20 protein-coding genes and 2 riboswitches are annotated in these 21065 nt (G+C 34.0%); of the genes, 18 read left to right on the top strand and 2 right to left on the bottom strand.

All coding sequences use genetic code 11. From position 1 onward, the window contains the following. Nucleotides 1–296 precede the first annotated feature (296 nt). Entirely contained in the window at nucleotides 297–746 is a 450-nt protein-coding gene (locus tag BLP68_RS11495; protein WP_091543583.1) for a YaaR family protein, read from the bottom strand. A 124-nt stretch (nucleotides 747–870) separates the two neighbouring features. Here BLP68_RS11495 and BLP68_RS11490 point away from each other — a divergent pair, with 124 nt between their 5' ends. The 7 genes from BLP68_RS11490 (at nucleotide 871) to cobT (ending at nucleotide 10175) form a co-directional block, all read left to right on the top strand. Next, a complete protein-coding gene (locus tag BLP68_RS11490; protein WP_091543580.1) occupies nucleotides 871–3504 on the top strand; it encodes a DUF6240 domain-containing protein in 2634 nt (877 codons plus the stop codon). Nucleotides 3505–3515: 11 nt separating this feature from the next. Beyond that, nucleotides 3516–3794, top strand: coding sequence for an EscU/YscU/HrcU family type III secretion system export apparatus switch protein (locus tag BLP68_RS11485; RefSeq protein ID WP_091543577.1), 279 nt, complete (start codon nucleotides 3516–3518; stop codon nucleotides 3792–3794). A gap of 60 nt (nucleotides 3795–3854) precedes the next feature. Then, a complete protein-coding gene (locus BLP68_RS11480) occupies nucleotides 3855–4685 on the top strand; it encodes a flagellin N-terminal helical domain-containing protein (protein WP_091543574.1) in 831 nt (276 codons plus the stop codon). 11 nt (nucleotides 4686–4696) lie between these two features. After that, nucleotides 4697–5152 carry a flagellar export chaperone FliS gene (fliS, locus tag BLP68_RS11475; RefSeq protein ID WP_091543571.1) on the top strand — a complete coding sequence of 152 codons (456 nt, stop codon included), beginning with the start codon at nucleotides 4697–4699 and terminating at the stop codon, nucleotides 5150–5152. A 153-nt stretch (nucleotides 5153–5305) separates the two neighbouring features. Further along, a complete protein-coding gene (locus tag BLP68_RS11470) occupies nucleotides 5306–7468 on the top strand; it encodes a Tex family protein (RefSeq protein WP_091543569.1) in 2163 nt (720 codons plus the stop codon). Between the two features lie 24 nt (nucleotides 7469–7492). After that, on the top strand, nucleotides 7493–8797 hold the full coding sequence (locus BLP68_RS11465) for an MFS transporter (protein WP_242876967.1): 1305 nt from the start codon (nucleotides 7493–7495) through the stop codon (nucleotides 8795–8797). A 69-nt stretch (nucleotides 8798–8866) separates the two neighbouring features. Further along, a riboswitch (cobalamin riboswitch) is annotated at nucleotides 8867–9033 on the top strand. 95 nt (nucleotides 9034–9128) lie between these two features. Continuing rightward, nucleotides 9129–10175, top strand: coding sequence for a nicotinate-nucleotide--dimethylbenzimidazole phosphoribosyltransferase (gene cobT, locus BLP68_RS11460; RefSeq protein WP_091543566.1), 1047 nt, complete (start codon nucleotides 9129–9131; stop codon nucleotides 10173–10175). A 93-nt stretch (nucleotides 10176–10268) separates the two neighbouring features. Here cobT and BLP68_RS11455 read toward each other — a convergent pair whose 3' ends face one another. After that, nucleotides 10269–10526, bottom strand: a complete 258-nt coding sequence (locus tag BLP68_RS11455; protein WP_091543565.1) for a hypothetical protein — start codon at nucleotides 10524–10526, stop codon at nucleotides 10269–10271. Between the two features lie 693 nt (nucleotides 10527–11219). On the opposite strand from BLP68_RS11455, the gene BLP68_RS11450 reads away from it, so the two are divergent. From BLP68_RS11450 to BLP68_RS11400, 11 genes are all read left to right on the top strand, one after another. Continuing rightward, the gene (locus BLP68_RS11450) at nucleotides 11220–12377 is read left to right on the top strand and encodes an amidohydrolase (protein WP_091543563.1); all 1158 of its coding nucleotides are present in this window, start codon (nucleotides 11220–11222) and stop codon (nucleotides 12375–12377) included. A gap of 39 nt (nucleotides 12378–12416) precedes the next feature. Further along, complete coding sequence (locus tag BLP68_RS11445) at nucleotides 12417–12914, top strand: hypothetical protein (protein ID WP_091543560.1); 498 nt, start codon at nucleotides 12417–12419, stop codon at nucleotides 12912–12914. 57 nt (nucleotides 12915–12971) lie between these two features. Then, nucleotides 12972–13092, top strand: a riboswitch (FMN riboswitch). 122 nt (nucleotides 13093–13214) lie between these two features. Further along, on the top strand, nucleotides 13215–13829 hold the full coding sequence (locus BLP68_RS11440) for an ECF transporter S component (protein WP_091543559.1): 615 nt from the start codon (nucleotides 13215–13217) through the stop codon (nucleotides 13827–13829). A 328-nt stretch (nucleotides 13830–14157) separates the two neighbouring features. Continuing rightward, on the top strand, nucleotides 14158–14616 hold the full coding sequence (gene tsaE / locus BLP68_RS11435; RefSeq protein ID WP_091543556.1) for a tRNA (adenosine(37)-N6)-threonylcarbamoyltransferase complex ATPase subunit type 1 TsaE: 459 nt from the start codon (nucleotides 14158–14160) through the stop codon (nucleotides 14614–14616). Then, nucleotides 14613–15317 carry a tRNA (adenosine(37)-N6)-threonylcarbamoyltransferase complex dimerization subunit type 1 TsaB gene (gene tsaB / locus BLP68_RS11430; RefSeq protein ID WP_091543552.1) on the top strand — a complete coding sequence of 235 codons (705 nt, stop codon included), beginning with the start codon at nucleotides 14613–14615 and terminating at the stop codon, nucleotides 15315–15317. Before tsaE ends, tsaB begins: the two co-directional genes overlap by 4 nt. Before the next feature lie 10 nt (nucleotides 15318–15327). Then, on the top strand, nucleotides 15328–15786 hold the full coding sequence (gene rimI, locus BLP68_RS11425; RefSeq protein WP_091543549.1) for a ribosomal protein S18-alanine N-acetyltransferase: 459 nt from the start codon (nucleotides 15328–15330) through the stop codon (nucleotides 15784–15786). Between the two features lie 212 nt (nucleotides 15787–15998). Then, nucleotides 15999–17243, top strand: coding sequence for an efflux RND transporter periplasmic adaptor subunit (locus BLP68_RS11420; protein WP_091543546.1), 1245 nt, complete (start codon nucleotides 15999–16001; stop codon nucleotides 17241–17243). Nucleotides 17244–17261: 18 nt separating this feature from the next. Continuing rightward, nucleotides 17262–18467: an ABC transporter permease gene (locus tag BLP68_RS11415; RefSeq protein WP_176758990.1), complete on the top strand. Its 1206-nt coding sequence runs from the start codon at nucleotides 17262–17264 to the stop codon at nucleotides 18465–18467. Between the two features lie 29 nt (nucleotides 18468–18496). Next, nucleotides 18497–19702, top strand: coding sequence for an ABC transporter permease (locus tag BLP68_RS11410; RefSeq protein ID WP_091543541.1), 1206 nt, complete (start codon nucleotides 18497–18499; stop codon nucleotides 19700–19702). Between the two features lie 15 nt (nucleotides 19703–19717). Next, nucleotides 19718–20428 (top strand): ABC transporter ATP-binding protein, encoded by a 711-nt coding sequence (locus tag BLP68_RS11405; RefSeq protein WP_456297606.1) that lies wholly within the window; start codon nucleotides 19718–19720, stop codon nucleotides 20426–20428. Further along, on the top strand, nucleotides 20421–21056 hold the full coding sequence (locus BLP68_RS11400) for an ATP-binding cassette domain-containing protein (protein WP_091543534.1): 636 nt from the start codon (nucleotides 20421–20423) through the stop codon (nucleotides 21054–21056). Before BLP68_RS11405 ends, BLP68_RS11400 begins: the two co-directional genes overlap by 8 nt. Nucleotides 21057–21065 lie beyond the last annotated feature (9 nt).

Genomic DNA, 21065 nt, shown 5'->3' with positions numbered 1-21065 from the left:
AAAAAAAATCCACCCTTTTCAGGTGGACTTTGTCAACAGTCTCAAAAAGCCCCTTAGGGGCTTTTTGGTGATTGTTTGAAAAAGTCAACAATATCTAGACTGTTCAAAATTCTTCAGATTCGAGGCGCTAGAAAACCCAGCGAACGCAGCGTATACGTAATACGTGAGGGTGCTGGGTTTTTGTAGCAACGAATAAGATGGAGGATTTTCAACAGTCTGAAAAAAAGCCCATTAGGGGCTTTTTTGGTGGTGTAAAAAAGGGTATATCCCAAATTCTGTGTAAAATGTAAATGTACCTACATTAATACATCCAATAGCATTCCCCGTATATCGTCTAATCTTTTTAAAACCGAAATTCGGTCCACTTCTTGACTTAAGAATTCCTTAGTTAACTCATTCAATTCACGGTCAACATTTTTAACTATACTATATACCCGGTGACGTCCCCTTCGGTCTAAAAAGTTTTGCTTAGAGAACTGATGAGAATGCTTTACCGCCACATCAAGAAATTCACGAACTAAGCTTTTATACTTTATTACCTCACTTAAATGCAATTTATCTCCAATTCGTTCAGACTGTTTATTTATCTTATTATATAAATCTTCAAGATGACCTCTCACATTATCTGATTTTATATCTTGTAGTTTTTCTATAAACTGTTGTCTGTTAATTTCAGTTTTTCTTATATTTATGTTATTTGTATCCCTTAACTCCACAGTAGGATTAACTCCATCAATTCTTTTCATGGGACACCTCCTTTTTCCGATGCTTCTATTATATACTATCGGTAGAAATCAGAAAAGACATTAGCCAACAATTAAAGAAAACAGGAAATAATGACGATATATCTTGTGAAGAGGTGATAAGGATATGAACAATGGCATCAATAATCAAGTATATCACAGGATAAATCAAGCCTATGGAAGCACAGGATTCACATTAAAAATTAGAGGAACAATTGTATCCAATAATGGTTTGGATATAAAGATAGATATAGGGAATCAACGGATTTTAGATATGAAACTAAATCAGGAAATAAAAGGTAGAGCTGGAGATATTGTAACAATTGATAAAAAGAACATATTAACCTCTAAGCTTATACAGGAAAATACATCATCTATGTTTCAGGAAGAGGATAAGTATGTAAAGATACTAAAGGCATTCAATCTTCCAGAGAAAAGCGAGTACTTTAAAAGTATACATGCACTAGAAAATCATGGTATAGATATTAACAAAGATAATATATTGGCCTTTATAACAGCAAAAAATCACTTGGATACAATTATAGAAGGCTTAGACTATGATTCTGCAATCCAGTTACTTGAAAAAGATGTAGATGTAGAAAAAGATCCTTTGTCGACAGTATCTAAAGCAATTGATGATAGTAAAGAGACAAATAAGGGATTTTCTTTAGCCAAAATAGTTAAAAGCTTTTCTAAAATGACAACGGAAGATGCAGAAGGAATAGCTCAAAAAATATATGGAAGTAAAATGGGTAAAGATATCACTGATATTATTAAAGCCCTTAATCAGGCAGGTATGGAAATATCAAAAAAGAATATCGATAGGGTAAATAATGTATTTGATAAGCTGCATACAATTAAAAGCATTGAAGATGAAAAGCTTGTTGATATTGTAAAAAATAAGATAGAAGCATCAATTGATAATCTTTACAAGGTGAAAAAAACCATTACTAAAGGACGATTAGAAATAGAAGAGAAAATTAATTACTATGCAGCTAAAGTCTATGAAGGATTTCGACCTTCAAAGGGATTAAGCGAAAAAGATTTAAGAATGATGGAGGATGACATAAGGAGCAAATTACATGATGAGGGTATTGAGGGGACAAAGGAAAACATTCAACTATCTAAGCTGATGATTAAAAGCAATTTACCCATAGCTAAAGAATCCCTTGATAAAGTATTGAGTCTTAAAGCAGCAATTAATCAACTGGCTATAGAGCTGGACCAAAATAAAATAGCACATCTTTTAGGTAGAGGTATTAATGTAGATAAGGAAGAAATCAACCAATTAATTAAATATCTTAATGAAGTAAATCAGGCGGACCTTCAGGTCTTATCAACCTCTGGGAATATAAATCAAGATGAAGTAAATAAAATTATTGAAAAGCTTGCTAAGCTTTCCAAAATAAATGATGAAGAACTACTTTTACTTATAAAGGGTAATGGAGACATAAAATTAAGTCAAATTTTATTGGGAAAAGAAAAAAACAATGATGAACTACTAAGTAAAGAGAGCGCTAATGTTAAGGAGACTTACCATTCAACTATAGGGATTATTAATATTTTCTCTGAAATGAAGACTATCGATTACAATACAATAGCCTTTCATTTAAATAGGAGTATACCCAATACCCTAGAAAATCTTTATAAAAATAAAGGTATTATGATAGATAAAAATATAGCTGAGGAAAGTCTATTGAAGTCTGAAACTGACATAGTAAGAGCTGGACTAAATCCTACAAATAGTAAAGATATTCAACTGGTTAAAGCTTTGATGAATAATGGTCTTAGCATTGATAAGTTAAATATACAAAGTCTATACAGGACTGAAAATTATTATAATAACCTGCGAAACAATATGAATATATCCATGATTAAAGAGGGTACCGCAGAGGGCATACAGCTTGAAAAATTAGAATTAGGACAGTTAAACGCCTATGTACAGGATAAAATAACAGCTAATTCCTATTCCTATTTAACGGAAATAGGTAATCAAAAGGAAAGCATCATCTCCTTATTAATGAAAAATAATATACCTCAAAATCTATCAGGCGTACAAAATATATCAATGCTTCTTTACAATAAGCAACAGTTGGCACATCAGCTGGATGACCTATTTAGGCTATCAAAGGAATTTGAAAACAGTAGCTTGCAAAAGGAAATCCAGGAATTACAGAAGTCCTTAGAAGGTTTAACAAAGGAGATAAAGGCAGGAAATACAGATGTTAATAAGTTTTATGATGACTTCATAAACAATATAAAAAACCTATCATATAAAGCAGAGGAAATTAATCCGAAATTTAAAAAAGAAGTAGAAAAACAGCTTGAAAAAATTACAAATTCTCTACAGCTTCAAGGACAGTTGAATAAAAATGATATTTTGCTACAGCTACCCATAATGATGAATGATAAGCTTAATAACCTGCAAATATACGTGATGAATAAGAAAAAAAATAGTAAAAAAATTGACCCTAATAATATGTCTATATTGCTAAATATTGATACAGATAGTATGGAGGATATTAATGTTTATGTTGGTGTGGTAGCTAAAAAGGCTATTATTAAAATTGGAGTAAAGCAGTGGGAGTACAAGCGTGCAATTGATGCTGAAATAAAGCAATTGGAAAGACTTATGGAGACGGCAGGCTATGAGGTGAAGGAGATATCCTATAAGGTAGATGAGAATCAGCACCTATTGGGTATGATTAAAGAGATTGAAATGCAAGAGACTTCAAGGCATTCTATAGATATAATCATTTAGAGGTGAAAACAATGGACAGAAAAAAAATTAAACAAGCAGTGGCACTTAAATTCAACCCAGAAAAGGATAACGCACCTAAGGTAACGGCTGCAGGTAAAGGTATTGTTGCGGATAACATTTTAGAGGCGGCAGAAGAAAATCAAGTGCCTATTCATAAAAATGAAAGGCTGGTAAAGGAATTAGTACAAATGAAGGTGGGTACCGAAATCCCAACAGAGCTTTATGAAATTGTAGCACAAATTTTAATATTTATAGAAGACATAGATGGGAAAAAGCAAAGCATCCATTAAAGTTATTGCAAATATATGTCGATAAATAATATAGAATTAAATACTAAGGAGGAAGAATAGATGCGAATTAATCATAATGTACCGGCAATGAATGCCCATCGTTTATTAACTCAGAATACAAATCTTACATCAAAGGCATTAGAAAAGCTATCTTCTGGTAAGCGAATTAATCGTGCAGCTGATGATGCTGCTGGGCTGGCCATTTCAGAAAAAATGAGGGGTCAAGTCAATGGACTACGAGTTGCCTCACGTAATTCTCTAGATGGTATTTCAATGGTTCAAACGGCAGAGGGGGCCATGAATGAAATTCATGCTATGCTTCAACGTATGAGAGAACTGGCTGTTCAATCCAGTAATGGTATATATAACGCCGATGATTTACAAACTGTACAGAATGAAGTAGATGAACTGCTTGAAGAAATTGATAATATAGCAACGACAACCAATTTTAATGATAAAAAGCTTATCGATGGTCAACTATCAGCCTCCGGTATTCAGCTTCAAATCGGTGCAAATAAAGGTGAAACCCTTACCTTTACAATAGATAGTCTGCTGATTAGTAAAATAGGCACTAGTGGATCTAGCATAAGTGGTATTAATATGGTAACTGATCCTTCACAGGCCATAGAGACAATAGATGGAGCAATCAAAACAGTCTCTAACGTTAGATCAAAGCTAGGTGCCATCCAAAACAGACTCGAGCATACTGTTGCAAATGTAGATAATACTGCTGAAAATTTAACTGCAGCTCTATCAAGAATAGAAGATTTGGACATGGCCCTGGAAATGTCCAACTTTACAAAGCTTAATATTTTAACCCAGGCAGGCACAGCAATGCTGGCCCAAGCAAACCAACGTCCTCAGTCGGTATTACAACTACTGGGTAGTTAGGAGTGGATTAAATGTTAGATAAAGAATATATTACCAATAGAATCACTACTGCCAACGATCTACAATTGGTAGAACTATTATATGAGGGTTTAATGGAATACATAGAAGAAGGAAAAACAGCTTTAAATAATAAAAACGAAATAGATTTTAATTATAATATGACAAAGGTTAGAGATATTTTAGCTGAGTTATTTGCAACTCTTCAAGGGGACTCGGAAATTACAAATAATTTAAGAAGCATATATCTTTTTATAAACCGTCTAATTACCGCAGGTGCTATCCATAAAGACCCTGTGAGGCTAGATGAAGCATTAAAGGTTGTTTCACCATTATTCGATGCATGGCAACAGTTATCAAGTGAAGAGTTAGGCCATCAACAGGGGCCTGCAGTAGTAACAGGCTATACATATGGAAAAGGTCAGCTTAACGATTATGTTGTAAAGGAAGAAAAATGGGAGAAGGCATAAATAGTAATTAATAAATCATATGAAATATGTAACATAGACTTCCCTTATAGGGAGGTCTTTTTTATATTTATTTGGTATTAGTATAAAATATACAGTAACGATTTCACTATGGTATAATATCATTATGAAATTTAAGGAAGGGATGAGAAAAAAATGAATATAGTTCAACAATTGATTAAAGAATTTCAATTAAAGGAATTTCAAGTAACAAATACCATGAAGCTAATAGATGAAGGCAATACTATTCCTTTTATTGCTCGTTATAGGAAGGAGCAAACCGGCGAACTAAGTGATACAGTTCTACGGGACCTGGCAGAACGATTGAATTATCTGAGAAACTTAGAAAATCGTAAGGAAGAAGTGCATCGCTTAATTGACGAACAGGAAAAGCTTACACCTGAGTTGGAGGAAAAAATTAAGAAAGCAAATACCCTGCAAGAGGTTGAGGACATTTATAGACCATTTAGACCAAAGAGAAGGACAAGGGCAACCATTGCAAAGGAAAAGGGGTTAGAGCCCTTGGCAGATATTATTTATGGCCAAACATTAAATACAGAGGAAATAATGGTGGCGGCAGAGGAGTACATTGATTCTGAAAAGGAAGTAAGTACAATAGAGGATGCACTTAATGGAGCAATGGACATTATAGCAGAAACAGTATCTGACAATGCTGATTATAGAAAAGAAATTAGAAGTATGACATTAAAGGAAGGTATTATAATATCTAAGGCAGTAGATGAAAAGACTTCCTCAGTCTATGAAATGTACTATGATTTCAAAGAAGCTGTGAAAACAATAGCAGATCATAGGGTTCTTGCCATTAATAGAGGAGAAAAGGAAGAATTTCTTAAAATAAAATTAGATATTAATGAAGAAGCAATAAACTATTACCTAAAGAAGAAGATAATTAATAATGATGGAAAAAAGAATATTTACTTAGAAACTGCCATAGAGGATGCTTATAAAAGACTAATTTCACCATCAATTGAGAGGGAGATAAGAGGCTTTTTAACAGAAAAGGCTGAAGAAAAGGCTATCAAAGTTTTCGGAGAAAACTTAAAGAAACTGTTATTACAACCACCAATTAAGGATAAGGTTGTAATGGGCTTTGACCCAGCATACAGAACCGGCTGTAAAATTGCTGTTGTAGATGGTACTGGGAAACTTTTAGAAACGACAACAGTATATCCAACAGTTCCACAAAACGATATTATAGGCAGTAAAAATAAGTTAAAACAAATGATTGAAAAAAACAATGTAGAAATAATAGCTATAGGGAATGGTACTGGATCTAGAGAATCAGAATTATTTGTTGCTGAGATGCTGAGTGAAATTAATAGATCTGTTTATTATATGATTGTTAGTGAAGCTGGGGCATCTGTTTATTCGGCTTCGGAACTAGCTTCAAAGGAATACCCTGATATTAATGTATCCATAAGGGGAGCCATATCCATAGCAAGACGAGTACAGGACCCACTGGCAGAGTTAGTTAAGATAGATCCTAAGCACGTGGGGGTTGGCCAATACCAGCACGATGTTAATCAAAAGCGTTTAGATGAAGCATTAACAGGTGTAGTGGAGGACTGTGTTAATAGTGTAGGGGTTGATCTGAATACAGCTTCTCCTTCATTATTACAATATATTTCTGGTATAAGTAAAGCAGTTGCAGAAAACATAGCTAAATACAGAGAAGAAGAAGGAAAGCTTACTAATAGAAATCAGCTTAAAAAGGTAAAAAGACTAGGACCTGCTGCATTTATACAATGTGCTGGTTTCTTAAGGATTACAGATGGTGAAAATCCTTTAGATAATACCTCTGTACATCCTGAATCCTATAAAGCAGCAGAAGCTTTATTAAATAATGTGGCTTTTCCATTAAAAAATTTAAATAATAAAAGTCTGAATGATTTAAGAGAAAAGCTTAATAATATAGACATAGAGGACATGGCAGAAAAACTCAACATTGGCGTACCAACCCTAAAGGATATTGCAAAAGAGCTGAAAAAACCAGGTAGAGATCCACGAGAAGAAATGCCCAAACCTCTGTTTAGAACAGATGTCCTGAAAATAGAAGATTTAAAGGTGGATATGGTATTAATGGGAACTGTTAGGAATGTAATTGATTTTGGAGCATTTGTAGATATAGGGATAAAAAATGATGGACTTGTTCATATATCTGAGCTATGTGATAAATTTGTGAAAAATCCAATGGAGGTAGTAGCTATAGGTGATATTGTTAATGTAAAAGTAATTGGAATAGATTTGAAAAAGGGACGTGTTTCCTTAAGTATGAAGGGAATAAAACAGAATAACTAGTTTAGCATTAAAGGAGTCTTAGATATGCATGATATGCAGCTGAAGATTAAGAAAATGATGACATACCGATGGGTAGTCTGGGGGGTTTTAGTCCTAGCCTATATTATTGTTTTTTTTCACCGATTAGCCATTGGAGTAGTTCGTGAAGATCTAGTAGAAGCTTATGGCGTTTCGGCAACCACATTTGCAAATATTGGTTCAACATATTTTTATGCCTATATGCTTATGCAAATTCCTTCGGGAATTTTAGCAGATACCCTAGGGGCAAGAAAAACTGTTTCCTTCGGAACTCTATTGGCAGGGATTGGATCAATTGTATTTGGGTTTGCACCAAACTTATTTATGGTATTCTTTGGTCGTTTATTAGTTGGTATTGGAGTTTCTGTGGTGTTTATTTCAATTCTTAAAGTGCAATCCAGTTGGTTTAAAGAAAGCGAGTTTGCTACAATGTCTGGAATTACCTCTTTTGTTGGAAATATGGGAGGGGTGATGGCACAAACTCCATTAGCCATTATGGTTGCGTATTTTACTTGGAGAAATACATTTGCAGCCATTGGGATACTTAGTATTATATTAGCCTTGGTTGCTTTTTGGGTAGTTAGAAACACACCTGCTGACATGGGGCTACCTACCATCGAAGAAATAGAGGGAGAAAAAAAGTCTACCCAGACTATGGAGAGTCCTCCATTATTAAAAAGTCTTCTACAGGCTTTGACTAACTGGAATACATGGCCAAGCTTCTTTGTATTTACAGGCTTTTTTGGCGCTTATGTTGCTTTAACTGGTACTTGGGGTCTAAGCTATTTAGTTGATGTTTATAAACTGGACCCAGCTGTTGCGCCAAATTATTTAACAGTTGCAGTGTTTGGCTTGGCTATTGGAAGCTATACTATAGGGAAATTTTCTGACAGTATAAAAAAAAGAAAGCTTCCAATGATATTATTTGGTGGAGTATATACACTTTGTTGGGGAATCCTTGTGTTTATGAATGGAGGTAGACCTCCCATTGTTATACTCTATCCACTATTTTTCACCCTAGGGTTTACTTGTTCTACTTTTGTGCTAGGATGGGCCTGTGGTAAAGAAGTAAATCATCCTGCCATTGCAGGAATTTCCACTTCAATAGTTAATATTGGTGGGTTTTTAGGCGGTGCTGTGATTCCTCCCATTTTGGGTTACGTATTTGATACCTATGGAGGGCAGCTTGAGCCAGTACAGTTATTTCAAAAAGCCTTCTTATATTGCTTTATTTTCGTAGCAGCAAGCTATTTATTTACCTTTGCTGTGAAGGAAACCCATTGTAAGAATATATTTAATATTTTAAAATAGTATTGAAATTTTCTTAGAAAATCTTTATTATATAAGATAATAGACTAATTATTCTTTGAATAATAATTTAAAAATTTAACTATTATAGGTGCCCATTGGGAGAATAGGGAATGAAGTTAAATGCTTCAACGGACCCACCACTGTAAAGGGGAGCTACCACTAATGCCACTGTTTTCGGGAAGGCGTGGAGGGCGATGAATCTGAGTCAGGAGACCTGCCTATAATAGATGTAAGCATGGATGATGGTAAAGCCCATGGATTATTTGCTACTGCATATAATCCATGGGCTTTTTTATATAAATATTCGAGTTAAAATAAAGGAGGAAATTAGATGAAATTAATGCTTGAGACCATCAAAAACATTGGAGAATTAAACATGGATGCTATGGAGGAAGCTGGCCATAGGGTAAATAATCTTGTAAAGCCACCTGGGAGTCTTGGCAGAATAGAAGACTTAGCAATTCAGCTGGCGGGAATTACTGGTAATGTTTTTACTAAAGTAGATAATAAGGCTGTTATTGTTATGGCGGCCGATCATGGAGTATATGATGAGGGGGTTGCTCCAAATCCTCAAATAATTACAGCTATTCAAACAAATAATATGGCTAAGGGTGTTACTGGTGTGTGTGCCTTTGCAAAACAGGCAGGGGCAAAGGTAATCGTGGTGGATGTAGGAGTAAAAAATGAAGTTAACTATAATGGGGTAATTAATAAAAAAATACGTTCAGGCACCAGCAACATGACTCAAGGGCCTGCCATGACAAGAGAAGAGGCAGTTAGGTCCATAGAAATAGGTATTGAAATTACAAATGAAGAAATAATGAAGGGTGCAAATTGTATTGCAATAGGAGAAATGGGAATATCAAATACCACTGCAAGCTCTGCCATAATTTCAGTGTTGGGAGACTGTAATCCACATGATGTGGTTGGCATAGGGGCAGGATTGCCAGTGGACAAGCTCCATCACAAGGCAGAGGTTATAAGAAGAGCTATAAATAAAAACCATCCAGATGCAAATGATCCCGTCGACGTATTATCAAAGGTAGGGGGTTTTGAAATAGGCGGAATGGTAGGAACCATTTTAGCAGCGGCAGCACAAAGAAAACCGATTGTGATCGATGGATTTATTTCATATGCTGCAGCATTATTAGCTGTAGCACTAGAGCCTAAGATTAAAAGTTTTATTTTTGTATCCCATATGTCTGCTGAAAAAGGAGGAGTGAAAGCACTACAATTACTAGGACTAGACCCATTACTTAACCTAGGTTTGAGATTAGGGGAAGGTTCAGGAGCTGTGTTGGCATTCAATTTGTTAGAGGCAGCTACATACATGGTAAATGAGATGGTTACCCTTGAAGAGTCGGGAATAGTACTTTAGAGTTAAGAGTTAAGAGTTAAGAATTAAAGATTAAATGAAAATGGAAAATGGAAAATTAAACAAATGCATGTAAGTTGATTAACTCCGATATCTTTAAATCAAATATATCAACTGAAATACAATATAAAAGACTATAAGTAAAATAGCAAAATATTTGTATTTTTTTAAGTCAGCATCTTCTTTTATGGAAGGCGCTACATATTCTGGAATAAAAAATAGTAATATAGGATATGTAATACCTATATAGGAACTAACTAGTGACGCAAGCCTTAATCCACCCTTTAAAAAAGAATTTATAATTATAACAACAGATAGAACTACTGCTAATTTAAAGCCCTTTTTAAGTTTCATTAATGGTTCCCCCTGTAGAAAATTTCACTAGGTATAGAATTATTATTCTATACCTAGTAATTTTTTCGAAATTATATATCCTTTTTTAATTACCTCACGTAATATGAGTAAATAATAACAAAATAAGAACAAAAAATCAACCATATATTTACAAATATGCAATATTATAATATATATCAAATAATATGGAATAATATTGTTCGTTACACTATGAAAGGGATATAACACTATCATATACATAATCCATACTAAGTATATGCAATGAGTTACATCACAACACCTTCACCTGTCAATTCGGAATTTAAATAATGTTGAGCTACTTAATGACCATTCTTTGAAAAAAGATTTCCGCTATATAGTTTATGGAAATTAGTATTATGTATCTGACCAAGAGTCTTAGTGGGAAAAATTTTAAAAAAGTTTCCAATTATGGAACTTTTTTAGATTCTAATAGGTCTATATTTTTGGTAGCCTTTTAGAACAAAAGCATTTCATGCGTTAAAGCCTATGGATAAAATGCTGTATCCTCCTCATTAATCATAAGGGGGATCGCCCCCTTAACAACCAAGAATTTAATAGGAAAGTTGAACTTTACTATTAAATAAAAAATATTTTTGTACTCGAAAAATAAAGGAATTTATTTCAAATTGTGGAATATGTTCATAACATAATGTAACAAAGGAGAGATTGGTAATGCTTCTAATAAAAAATGGTAAAATAATAACAATGGCAGGAGTAAATATTGAAAAGGGTTGTATACTGGTGGAAAAGAATAAAATAATTGATATTGCCCCAAACATTGATGCTCCAGATGGAACAACAATTATTGATGCTGAGGGAAAAATGATATTTCCTGGAATGATCGATGCCCACTGTCATTTAGGTCTATGGGAAGATGCCATAGGCTTTGAAGGAGCAGATGGAAACGAAATGACAGATCCTGTTACACCACATTTAAGAAGCCTAGACGGTATTAATCCAATGGATAGAACCTTTGAAGAGGCATATCAGGGTGGTATCACAGCCGTTGCTACTGGCCCAGGAAGTGCTAATGTAATAGGCGGTCAATTTGCGGCAATAAAAACCTTCGGAAGAAGAATTGATGAAATGATTATAGCTGAACCAGTTGCAATGAAGGTTGCTTTTGGAGAAAACCCTAAGCGAGTATATCATGAAAAGAAGCGTTCGCCCATGACTAGAATGGCAACAGCTGCTATTTTGAGAGAAACTATTATGAAGGCTATAAATTATAAAAACAAAAAAGAAGAAGCTAAAAATGATAAATCTAAGCAACCAACCTTTGATTTTAAATTAGAGGCAATGTTACCTGTTTTAGAGGGAAAAATTCCCCTTAAGGCCCATGCCCATAGAGCAGATGACATATTGACCTCCATTAGAATTGCCAAGGAATTTGGATTAAAGATTACATTGGAGCATTGTACAGAAGGACATTTAATTGCGGACTATATAAGTCAAGAGGGTTGTGCTGCTATAGTTGGACCAACCTTAGGTGATCGTTCTAAGTTTGAATTAAAAAATAAAGATTTTGAAACACCAGCTATATTATATAAGGCAGGTGTAAAAATAGCAATTATGACAGATCATCCTGTTATACCTGTACAGCATTTGCCTATGTGTGCAGCTCTTGCAATGAAATCTGGATTACCAGAAGAAGAAGCCCTTAAGTCTATTACCATTAATGCAGCTGAAATATTAGGTCTAGATGATAGAATAGGAAGTCTAGAAATAGGTAAGGATGCAGATATTGTTATTTGGAATAAGCATCCACTAGATCTGCAAGCATCAGTTGAGTGTACTATTATTGATGGTAATATTGTTTATAAAAAGTAAGTTAATCATAGATATTTCTGTAAGTAAAGGAGATTTAACATGGACAATATGCCATTAAATGTTGTCATACTTGGCTCAATTCCAGAATCCATACTAGTGATGGCACTTGGACTAGTTATGATTGGAATAAAACCTTCATGGAGGAGGTTAATAATTGCTGCAGTTATTCAAGGAATTATAGCATATTTTGTGAGAAGAGATGTTCCCTTTGGTGTACATGTACTATACCTTTATGCTTCCTTTGTTTTTTTAACATGGTTAATAGTTAAAGTTCCGTTTATAACATCGGTATTTTCAAATCTATTGGGTGTAGTACTAAATAGTTTAGTTGAGGGGTTATATAGTATTATTGCTTTGGGGCTTTTAGATATTTCTTTTGGTGAAATAATGTCCAGGAGCTGGCTCCGTATTCTTATATTTACTCCCAAATTATTAATTCTACTTGGAATACTATACTTATGTATAAAGTATAAATTTACATTGGAAGAAGAGTTTAAGGTGATAAAGAATTTTAAAGGAAGAGAAGATAGTTTTTAAATACTTGTTTTTAAATTTATTTAAGGGTATAATGTATTTGAATAATTAAATATTTTTATAATTCTTCAGGGCAGGGTGAAATTCCCGACCGGCGGTCAAAATCCGCGAGTCGATTTTAATCGATTGAACTGGTGAAATTCCAGTATCGACAGTACAGTCTGGATGGGAGAAGAAATCATGATCTTTTTTCGTGGATTCATATACACCTGAGGATACTTCTTTAGGTGTTTTTGTTTTTTATAGGAAAGTTCCATTTAATCTTCTCCAAATATAAAATCTATATAAATCGGAGGTTGTTTTATGCAAAAAGCAATAGGTTATGGTAGGTCAAAGAAGAGATTAACAACAGTTACCTTGGTAAAGATATCAATACTTTCTGTAATTGCATTTCTGTTAATGATGCTGGAGTTCCCCATCCCCTTATTTCCCAACTTTTTAAAGGTAGATTTAAGTGATGTTCCAGCACTTATTGGAGGCTTTGCCATTGGTCCAGTAGCAGGGGTTATAATCCAGCTTATCAAAGTGTTCTTATTCTTTATTACAAGAACAGACACAGGAGGTGTGGGTGAATTAGCGAATTTTATTATAGGAGCTTCATATGTTCTCCCAGCAGCATTAATATATCATATTAAAAAGGATAAAAAGCATGCAGTTATGGGAGCTATTACAGGAACATTATCAATGTGTTTTTTTGGAGCCTTGGCTAATCTTTATATTTTAATTCCATTTTACTCAAATTTTATGCCCATAGATGTAATTGTAGAAATGGGAACAGTTGTTAATAGTAATATAGTTGATGTACCATCACTAGTTTTATATGCCATTACCCCCTTTAACTTCATTAAGGGTTCAATAATTACCCTTGTTACATTAATGATCTATAAAAAAATCTCACCAATTTTAAAGAACAGATAATAACAAAAGACAATGAGTAATTAATAATGAGTAATGAGTAATGACTAATGACTAATGACTAACTTTAAAAACCATACCCAGCACCGTTATATATACCATATATTGCGTTAGCTGGGTTTTGTTAATATATTGATTATCTAGCTTGGGAAAGGGAATAGCTAATAAAGAATAGTTAATAATTATAAAACAAAGAAACACTTTTTATATATTTTCTTACTAATTCAAGCACTATATAAATTTCAACTTTCAATTTTCAAATTATGTTTTTGTGTTAAAATAGTATATGGTAGTTTTTACATATAAATTATATCAGTTAGTAGGTGCAACAATGAAATGTATTAAACTAAATAATCAGCAGGAAACCGAAGCCATTGCAGAAAAATTAGGAAGCATGGTGAAAAAAGGCGATATCATTTGCTTAACAGGAGATCTTGGGGCGGGAAAAACTGTCTTTTCTAAGTCCTTCGCAAAGGGATTAGGAGTACAGGAGGTTGTTACAAGTCCAACCTTTACTATTGTACAGGAGTATCAAGGCAGAATTCCTATGTATCACTTTGATGTATATAGGGTTAATCAACCTCATGAGATGGATGATATAGGATTTGATGAATATGTTTTTGGTGATGGAGTATGCATAATAGAATGGGCTTCAATCATTAAAGAGATATTACCTGAAAATTGCCTATGGATAGAAATACAGGTAACGGGTGCTGAAAGCCGCACTATATGTGTAGAGGATCAAAGTCAAAATTATAAAAATATTATTAAGGAGCTGTTGATGAAATGAGGATACTGGCATTAGATACCTCTTCAATAGTGGCAACAATTGCCGTACTAGAAAATACTAAGCTTATAGCAGAAATAGTATTGAATCATCAAAAAAACCATTCACAAAAACTAATGCCATTAATTGAAGAAACATTAGAAAATTGTAATTTGCTACCAGGAGACATTGATGTTTATGCAGTGGCTATTGGCCCAGGCTCTTTTACTGGATTAAGGATAGGAGTAACTACTGTAAAGGCAATGGCACAGGCTTTAAATAAGCCAGTAGTAGGGGTTTCCACCCTCGATGGGTTGGCTTATAATCTACCTTTTTGTAATAGCTACATTTGTCCCATTATTGATGCTCAAAGGGATAATGTATATACTGCAATATACTCTTGGGAAAACAACGAGATTAAAATGCATAATAAACATGCCATACTTCATATTGATGAATTAATTTCCGATATTAAAGAAAGGAAAATGAAGACTATTTTTTTAGGAGATGGACTTAATCTACATATGGACAAATTAATTACTGAGTTGGGTCATTTGGCCGTAATAGCTCCTTCAGCCACTGCCATAGCAAGAGCCTCATCAATAGGTACTTTAGCTTTTGAAAAAGCTAAAACAGGTGACTTAGAGGATGCTGATAAAATTGTACCTATTTATATGAGAAAGTCACAGGCTGAAAATCAACTTGAGGAACGAATGAAGGGGTGACACAAGATTTATGGAAGTACCTATTATAAGAAAAATGACAACTAAGGATTTAAACGACGTAATGTACATAGAGGAGAATTCATTTCCAATACCTTGGACTAAGGCTTCATTTGAAAAGGAGATAAAAAGCAACATATGTGCTAGATACTACGTAGCGGTATTAGCAGATAAAATTGTAGCCTATTTAGGTATGTGGATTATAATTGATGAAGCTCATATTACAAACATAGCAGTGCATCCCCAGTTTAGGGGTAAAAAAATTGGAAAGAAAATAGTTGAAGAGGTTATTAAGGAAGCTATTGGTTTGGGAATAGCAAGAATGACATTAGAGGTACGTAAAAATAACATTACTGCCCAAGGCTTATATAGAAGCTTAGGGTTTTTGCCATGTGGAATTAGACCAGGATACTACTCTGATAATGGTGAGGATGCGGTAATTATGTGGAAGGAACTTAAAACAAATATGTAATGAAAGTAAAATGGTTGAATGTTAAATGTTGAATGTTGAATGTGATTTGTCATCCTGAGGGTTAGTGAAGGATCTTAAAAAATGCCCATATAAAAATAATTATAAATAAAATTAAAAAAATATAAACTTTTTAAGTTATTTTACGTAAAGCTATATGAATGATCAAAATAATATTTAAGTTAATATGTAATAGAGGAAAGAGGAGGATATAAATGGAGAAAAAGGGTAAGAAAAAGATTATAGTTATTATAGTTGTACTATTAATAGCAGCTGGTATTACTGCAGCTGCAGTATCGGCTTCTAAAGGAGGAAAACAGGGAATAACTGTTGATGTAGCGACTATTGAGGCTGGAGATATTTCGGTTAAAATACCTGCCAATGGATTACTGGAAGAAGTTGAAAGAGAATTGGTCTTTCATGATAGTGAGTCAGCAGGAAAAGTGGAGACGGTTGAAGTCGAAGTTGGAGATACTGTAACGAAGGGTCAAGTATTAGCTACATTAGATTCAGTAGAATTTGGGAATAAGCTTTCTATTTCAGAGACACAGCTTGAGGTGGAAAAACTTAATTTACAAAGACTAAAAAAATCCAGACAGGAGTCAATGGATGACACTTTGCGTCAATTAGAAGAAGCAAAAAAATCCTTTGAAAGAAGCAAAGAGCTGTTTGAAAATGGAGCAATTTCTCAATTAGAATACGAACAAAATGAAAAGAATTATCAAGATATTGTTAGAAGCTACGAACAATTTACAAATAATGAAGACTCTCTTTACTATGAAATACTAAAAACTGAAAAACAAATTAAAGTAAGTCAATTAACTATACAAGACACAATTCGTCAAATGGAAAAGAATCAAGGCGATATAACAAGTCCAATTGATGGTATAGTTACTGAGGTTAATGCTCGCAAAGGTTTCTTTATCAGTCCCTCAACACCAGCCTTTATTGTAGCAGACACAACAAACCTTCAAATTAGAATTAATGTCAGTGAGTATGACATAAGTAAAGTAAGGCAAGGTCAAAAAGTAGAGATTGAATCTGATGCTTTAGCTAATACTTTATTTAATGGTATTATCGAAAAAATTGCACCTACAGCTTCCAAAATATCTACTGGACAGACTAATGAAACCGTAGTACCTGTTACAATCAATGTAATAGATCAGCATGAGATGCTTAAGCCAGGTTTTTCTGTGAAGGCCAGGATTGTAAGCGAGGAAAGAGAAAATACAATCGTTTTACCCTTTGATTCAATTATTGTAGAAGATCAAGATAAGAGATTTGTTTTCGTTTGTAATGATAATGTACTTGAAAAACGAGAGGTAGAAATAGGTATCGAGTCTGATTTCCATGTTGAGATAGTCAGTGGACTAACGATGGGAGAAAAAATTGTTTTAAGGCCTAATATGACCTTGAATGATGGAGATTTAGTTACTGCAACAGAGGTAAATAATAAGTAGGTAAAGGGATTGATGTTAATGAACCTATTAGAAAATATAAGTATGGCAGTTTCCTCCATTAGAGCAAACAAAATGCGTACACTATTAACCATGCTGGGTATAATTATTGGTATATCAGCTGTGGTTGCCATCTCTGCAATTGGAAATGGAGGAAAGTATCAAATTCAAAAGAGTCTTGAACAATTTGGAACAAATAGATTAATGGTATATATGAATTGGAGCAATCAAAATGAAATGCAGCTTAGAGATTATATAAATGACCGTGATATTGAGGCCATAAGACAATTAGATGGTATTGAAGCAGTAGCTCCAATATATGAAGAATATTCCACTATAAAGGTTAAGGACAAGAATCAAGATGTTATACTTGTGGGAGCCAACTCAGATATGCAGATTATTAATAATGTTGAGATGGTGTATGGAAGATATATTAATCAACAGGATAACGAATCCTATGCAAATACAATTGTACTATCTGAAAAGGATGCAAAGGAGATTTTTGGTAAGACTGATGCTGTTGGTGAAGCAATCACTCTAAACACCTATAGAGGGCCAGTGGATTTTAGGGTAGTAGGAATTTATCAATATGAGGATAGCCCTTTTAACTCCGCAATTAATGGAGGATATGCTCAGGTATATGTTCCAGTAAATACAATACTGAGAATTTATGGGCAAACAGTTTATTATGGAGTCAATCTAAAGGTAGAAGACAGGAATCAAATGGATTATATAGGCGAACAAACTATCAGGTTGTTGGAACGATTACATAATAACAATGACAAATACCAAACCTTCAATCTAGAACAGGCCTTTGAAGCAGTTAATTCAGTTTTAACTACTATAACCTCAGTACTGGCTTTTATTGCGGGTATTGCTCTTCTTGTTGGAGGAATAGGCATTATGAATATTATGCTTGTTACAGTTACCGAGCGAATAAGAGAAATAGGAGTAAAAAAGGCAATTGGTGCTAAAAGAGGAACTATATTATTTCAGTTTTTAACAGAATCAGCCATAATTTCACTAATGGGTGGAGTTTTAGGTATTGCCTTTGGATTTTTACTGGCAACAGGGGTATCAGTTTTTTTAAAATTACCGCCTTTAATAAGCCTTAAGGAAGTATTGCTTGCTGCCTTTCTTGCCATTACTATTGGTATACTGTTTGGTGTTTATCCTGCCAACAGAGCAGCAAAATTGGATCCAATTGATGCGTTACGATATGAATAATGTAGAAATAGATAAGAGGATGATTAAAAATGGTGCTATATGAGATATTTAAGGTATCGATTCAAAATATATGGGTAAATAAGATGAGGTCTTCCCTAACAATGCTGGGGCTAATCATTGGTATAATGTCTGTTGTTATAATTACCACTCTAGGGAATGCAGCGCAGGCTGATATGTCAGGAGCTTTTCAAGAGCATGGCAAAGGAAAGTTAACTGTTAGAATGAATTATAATGCAGATCGCCCAGTTTATTACCGTGATTTATTTAGCGATGCAGATGTTGAGTCTATTGATCATATAGAAGACATTGTAGCTGCTGCACCAGATATAAGTAGATGGGTAGATTTAAAATATGGAGACAAAAATCTCAGAATGGACCTATATGGTGTAAATCATAATTACGATTTGGTAGATCATATAGATTTATTACAGGGAAGATTCCTAACAGAGTCAGATATATTAGGAAGAAGGAATGTTATTGTTATCGATGAAAGAGCTGCTCAACACCTTTTTGGAACTGTTGAAGCCATTGGAGAGACAGTTTCAATGGCTTCAGGATACCAAACAATAGACCTAATGATAATAGGTGTAACTAAGATGTCAGATTCAGTTATTGCCAATATGGCCATGGGTAATTATAACTATGGGTATATGCCCATAAGTCTTGCTACAAGGCTATTTAACCTAGAACGCTATCCTAGACTTACAGTTCAAGCTATCGAAGCTGTAAATGTAGACGGAGTGGGTGAGCAAATATTGAATCTTCTTGAAAGAAAAAATAAAGATAGAGACATATATAGAATTAATAATATGGAGACAGAATTTAATCAGTTAAATCAAGGATTAGGGTTTCTAACCACAACAATTTCTGGTATTGCAGCTATTTCTTTATTGGTTGGAGGCATTGGCATTATGAATATTATGCTGGTATCAGTAACTGAACGTACTAGAGAAATTGGAATTAGAAAGGCCATAGGAGCAAACAGAGGAACAATATTATTACAATTTTTGTTAGAAGCAGTTATACTATCCTTTATGGGTGGATTACTGGGACTTTTATTTGGAAGTGGTATTGGATATAGCATCGTAAAACTGATAAAGCTACCCTTTATAATTTCAGTGGACGGAATCATAATAGCCTTTATTTTCTCTGTAGTTGTAGGGGTTATCTTTGGAGTATATCCTGCCAATAAAGCATCAAAATTAGACCCAATAGAAGCATTGCGTTATGAGTAGCAATGATGGAGGTGAATAATAGTGATTGATATAAAGAAGCTTACAAAAACCTATAAAAACGGAAGTATTGCAGTAACAGCTTTAAAGGATGTTAATCTAAGGATAGAAAAGGGAGAGTTTATTGGTATTATGGGTCCCTCAGGGTCTGGGAAGTCAACCTTTATGAATATAATAGGCTGTTTAGACAGACCAACCTCAGGTATTTACATACTGGATGACAAACCTATAGCCAAGATGACGGATAATGAACTGGCGGAGGTAAGAAACAGCAAGATCGGATTTGTCTTTCAATCCTTCAATCTATTACCTAGAACAAGTGCTCTAAAAAATGTGGAATTACCAATGATCTATGCTAAAATGAGCAGTAAAGAAAGACGAAGAAGAGCCCTGGAGGCTTTAGATTGGGTAGGCTTAGGGGATAGAACCCATCATAATCCCAATGAGCTTTCTGGAGGGCAAAAGCAAAGGGTTGCTATTGCAAGAGCTTTGGTTAATAAACCATCAATAATACTAGCTGATGAGCCTACAGGAAATCTTGATACAAAGTCAGGGAATGAAGTAATGGAGATATTCATGAGATTAAATAAAGAAGAAGGAGTTACTGTTATTTTAGTAACCCATGAAGCTGATATTGCGCAAATGACAGAACGGGTAGTTACCTTTAGGGATGGTGTAATTGTAAGTGATGAGTTAAACAATAGAGGGGAATTGAATTCTGTTGATTAAGTTAATTGATATCGGTTTAGTAGAAAATGAAGGAGTATTATTTAATAATATTGAATTAACAATTGAAAAAGGTATTTGGATTAATTTGATAGATTTAAGTGTAACACAATATAAGGCTCTCTTTAGGATGCTTGAAGGAAGAATTATGCCATTAAAGGGGGTCTATTTAATTGAGGGCGTAAATGTGAAAGAGTTCTCTATGCTACAAAGGGCTTCCTTAAGAAAAAGAGAAGTCCTTAACCTAGCAGAGAGCTCTTTTTTAATAATGGAAAAGACAGTGATAGATAACCTTCGATGGCAGCTGAAGGCCAGTGGAATATATCCTACAAAATGGAAATCGATTATTGAAGAACGGCTTAATGAACTATCACTTCAACATATAAAGAATATCAAATGCTGTGAGCTTAATAAATTTGATTTAGCTAAGACAAAGCTGGCAAAGGCTTTAGTTAGTAGACCCCGGCTGATACTACTGGAAGAAAATTTATTAAAGCATAAAGATAAAGAGGAAGAACAGAGAGTATTAAATATTATTACAAATAGTGTTTTAGGGAAGGACATTTCAGTTTTGACAGCAAATTATAACAATAACTCATACGTTACAATAATAAAAAATATTAAGTTTTAGTAAAAAACA

The sequence above is a fragment of the Alkaliphilus peptidifermentans DSM 18978 genome (assembly GCF_900101495.1).
GTDB classification, from domain to species: Bacteria; Bacillota; Clostridia; order Peptostreptococcales; family Natronincolaceae; genus Alkaliphilus_C; species Alkaliphilus_C peptidifermentans.
Note: the sequence above shows the minus strand (reverse complement) of the source record. Positions and strands in the feature narration are given on the sequence as shown.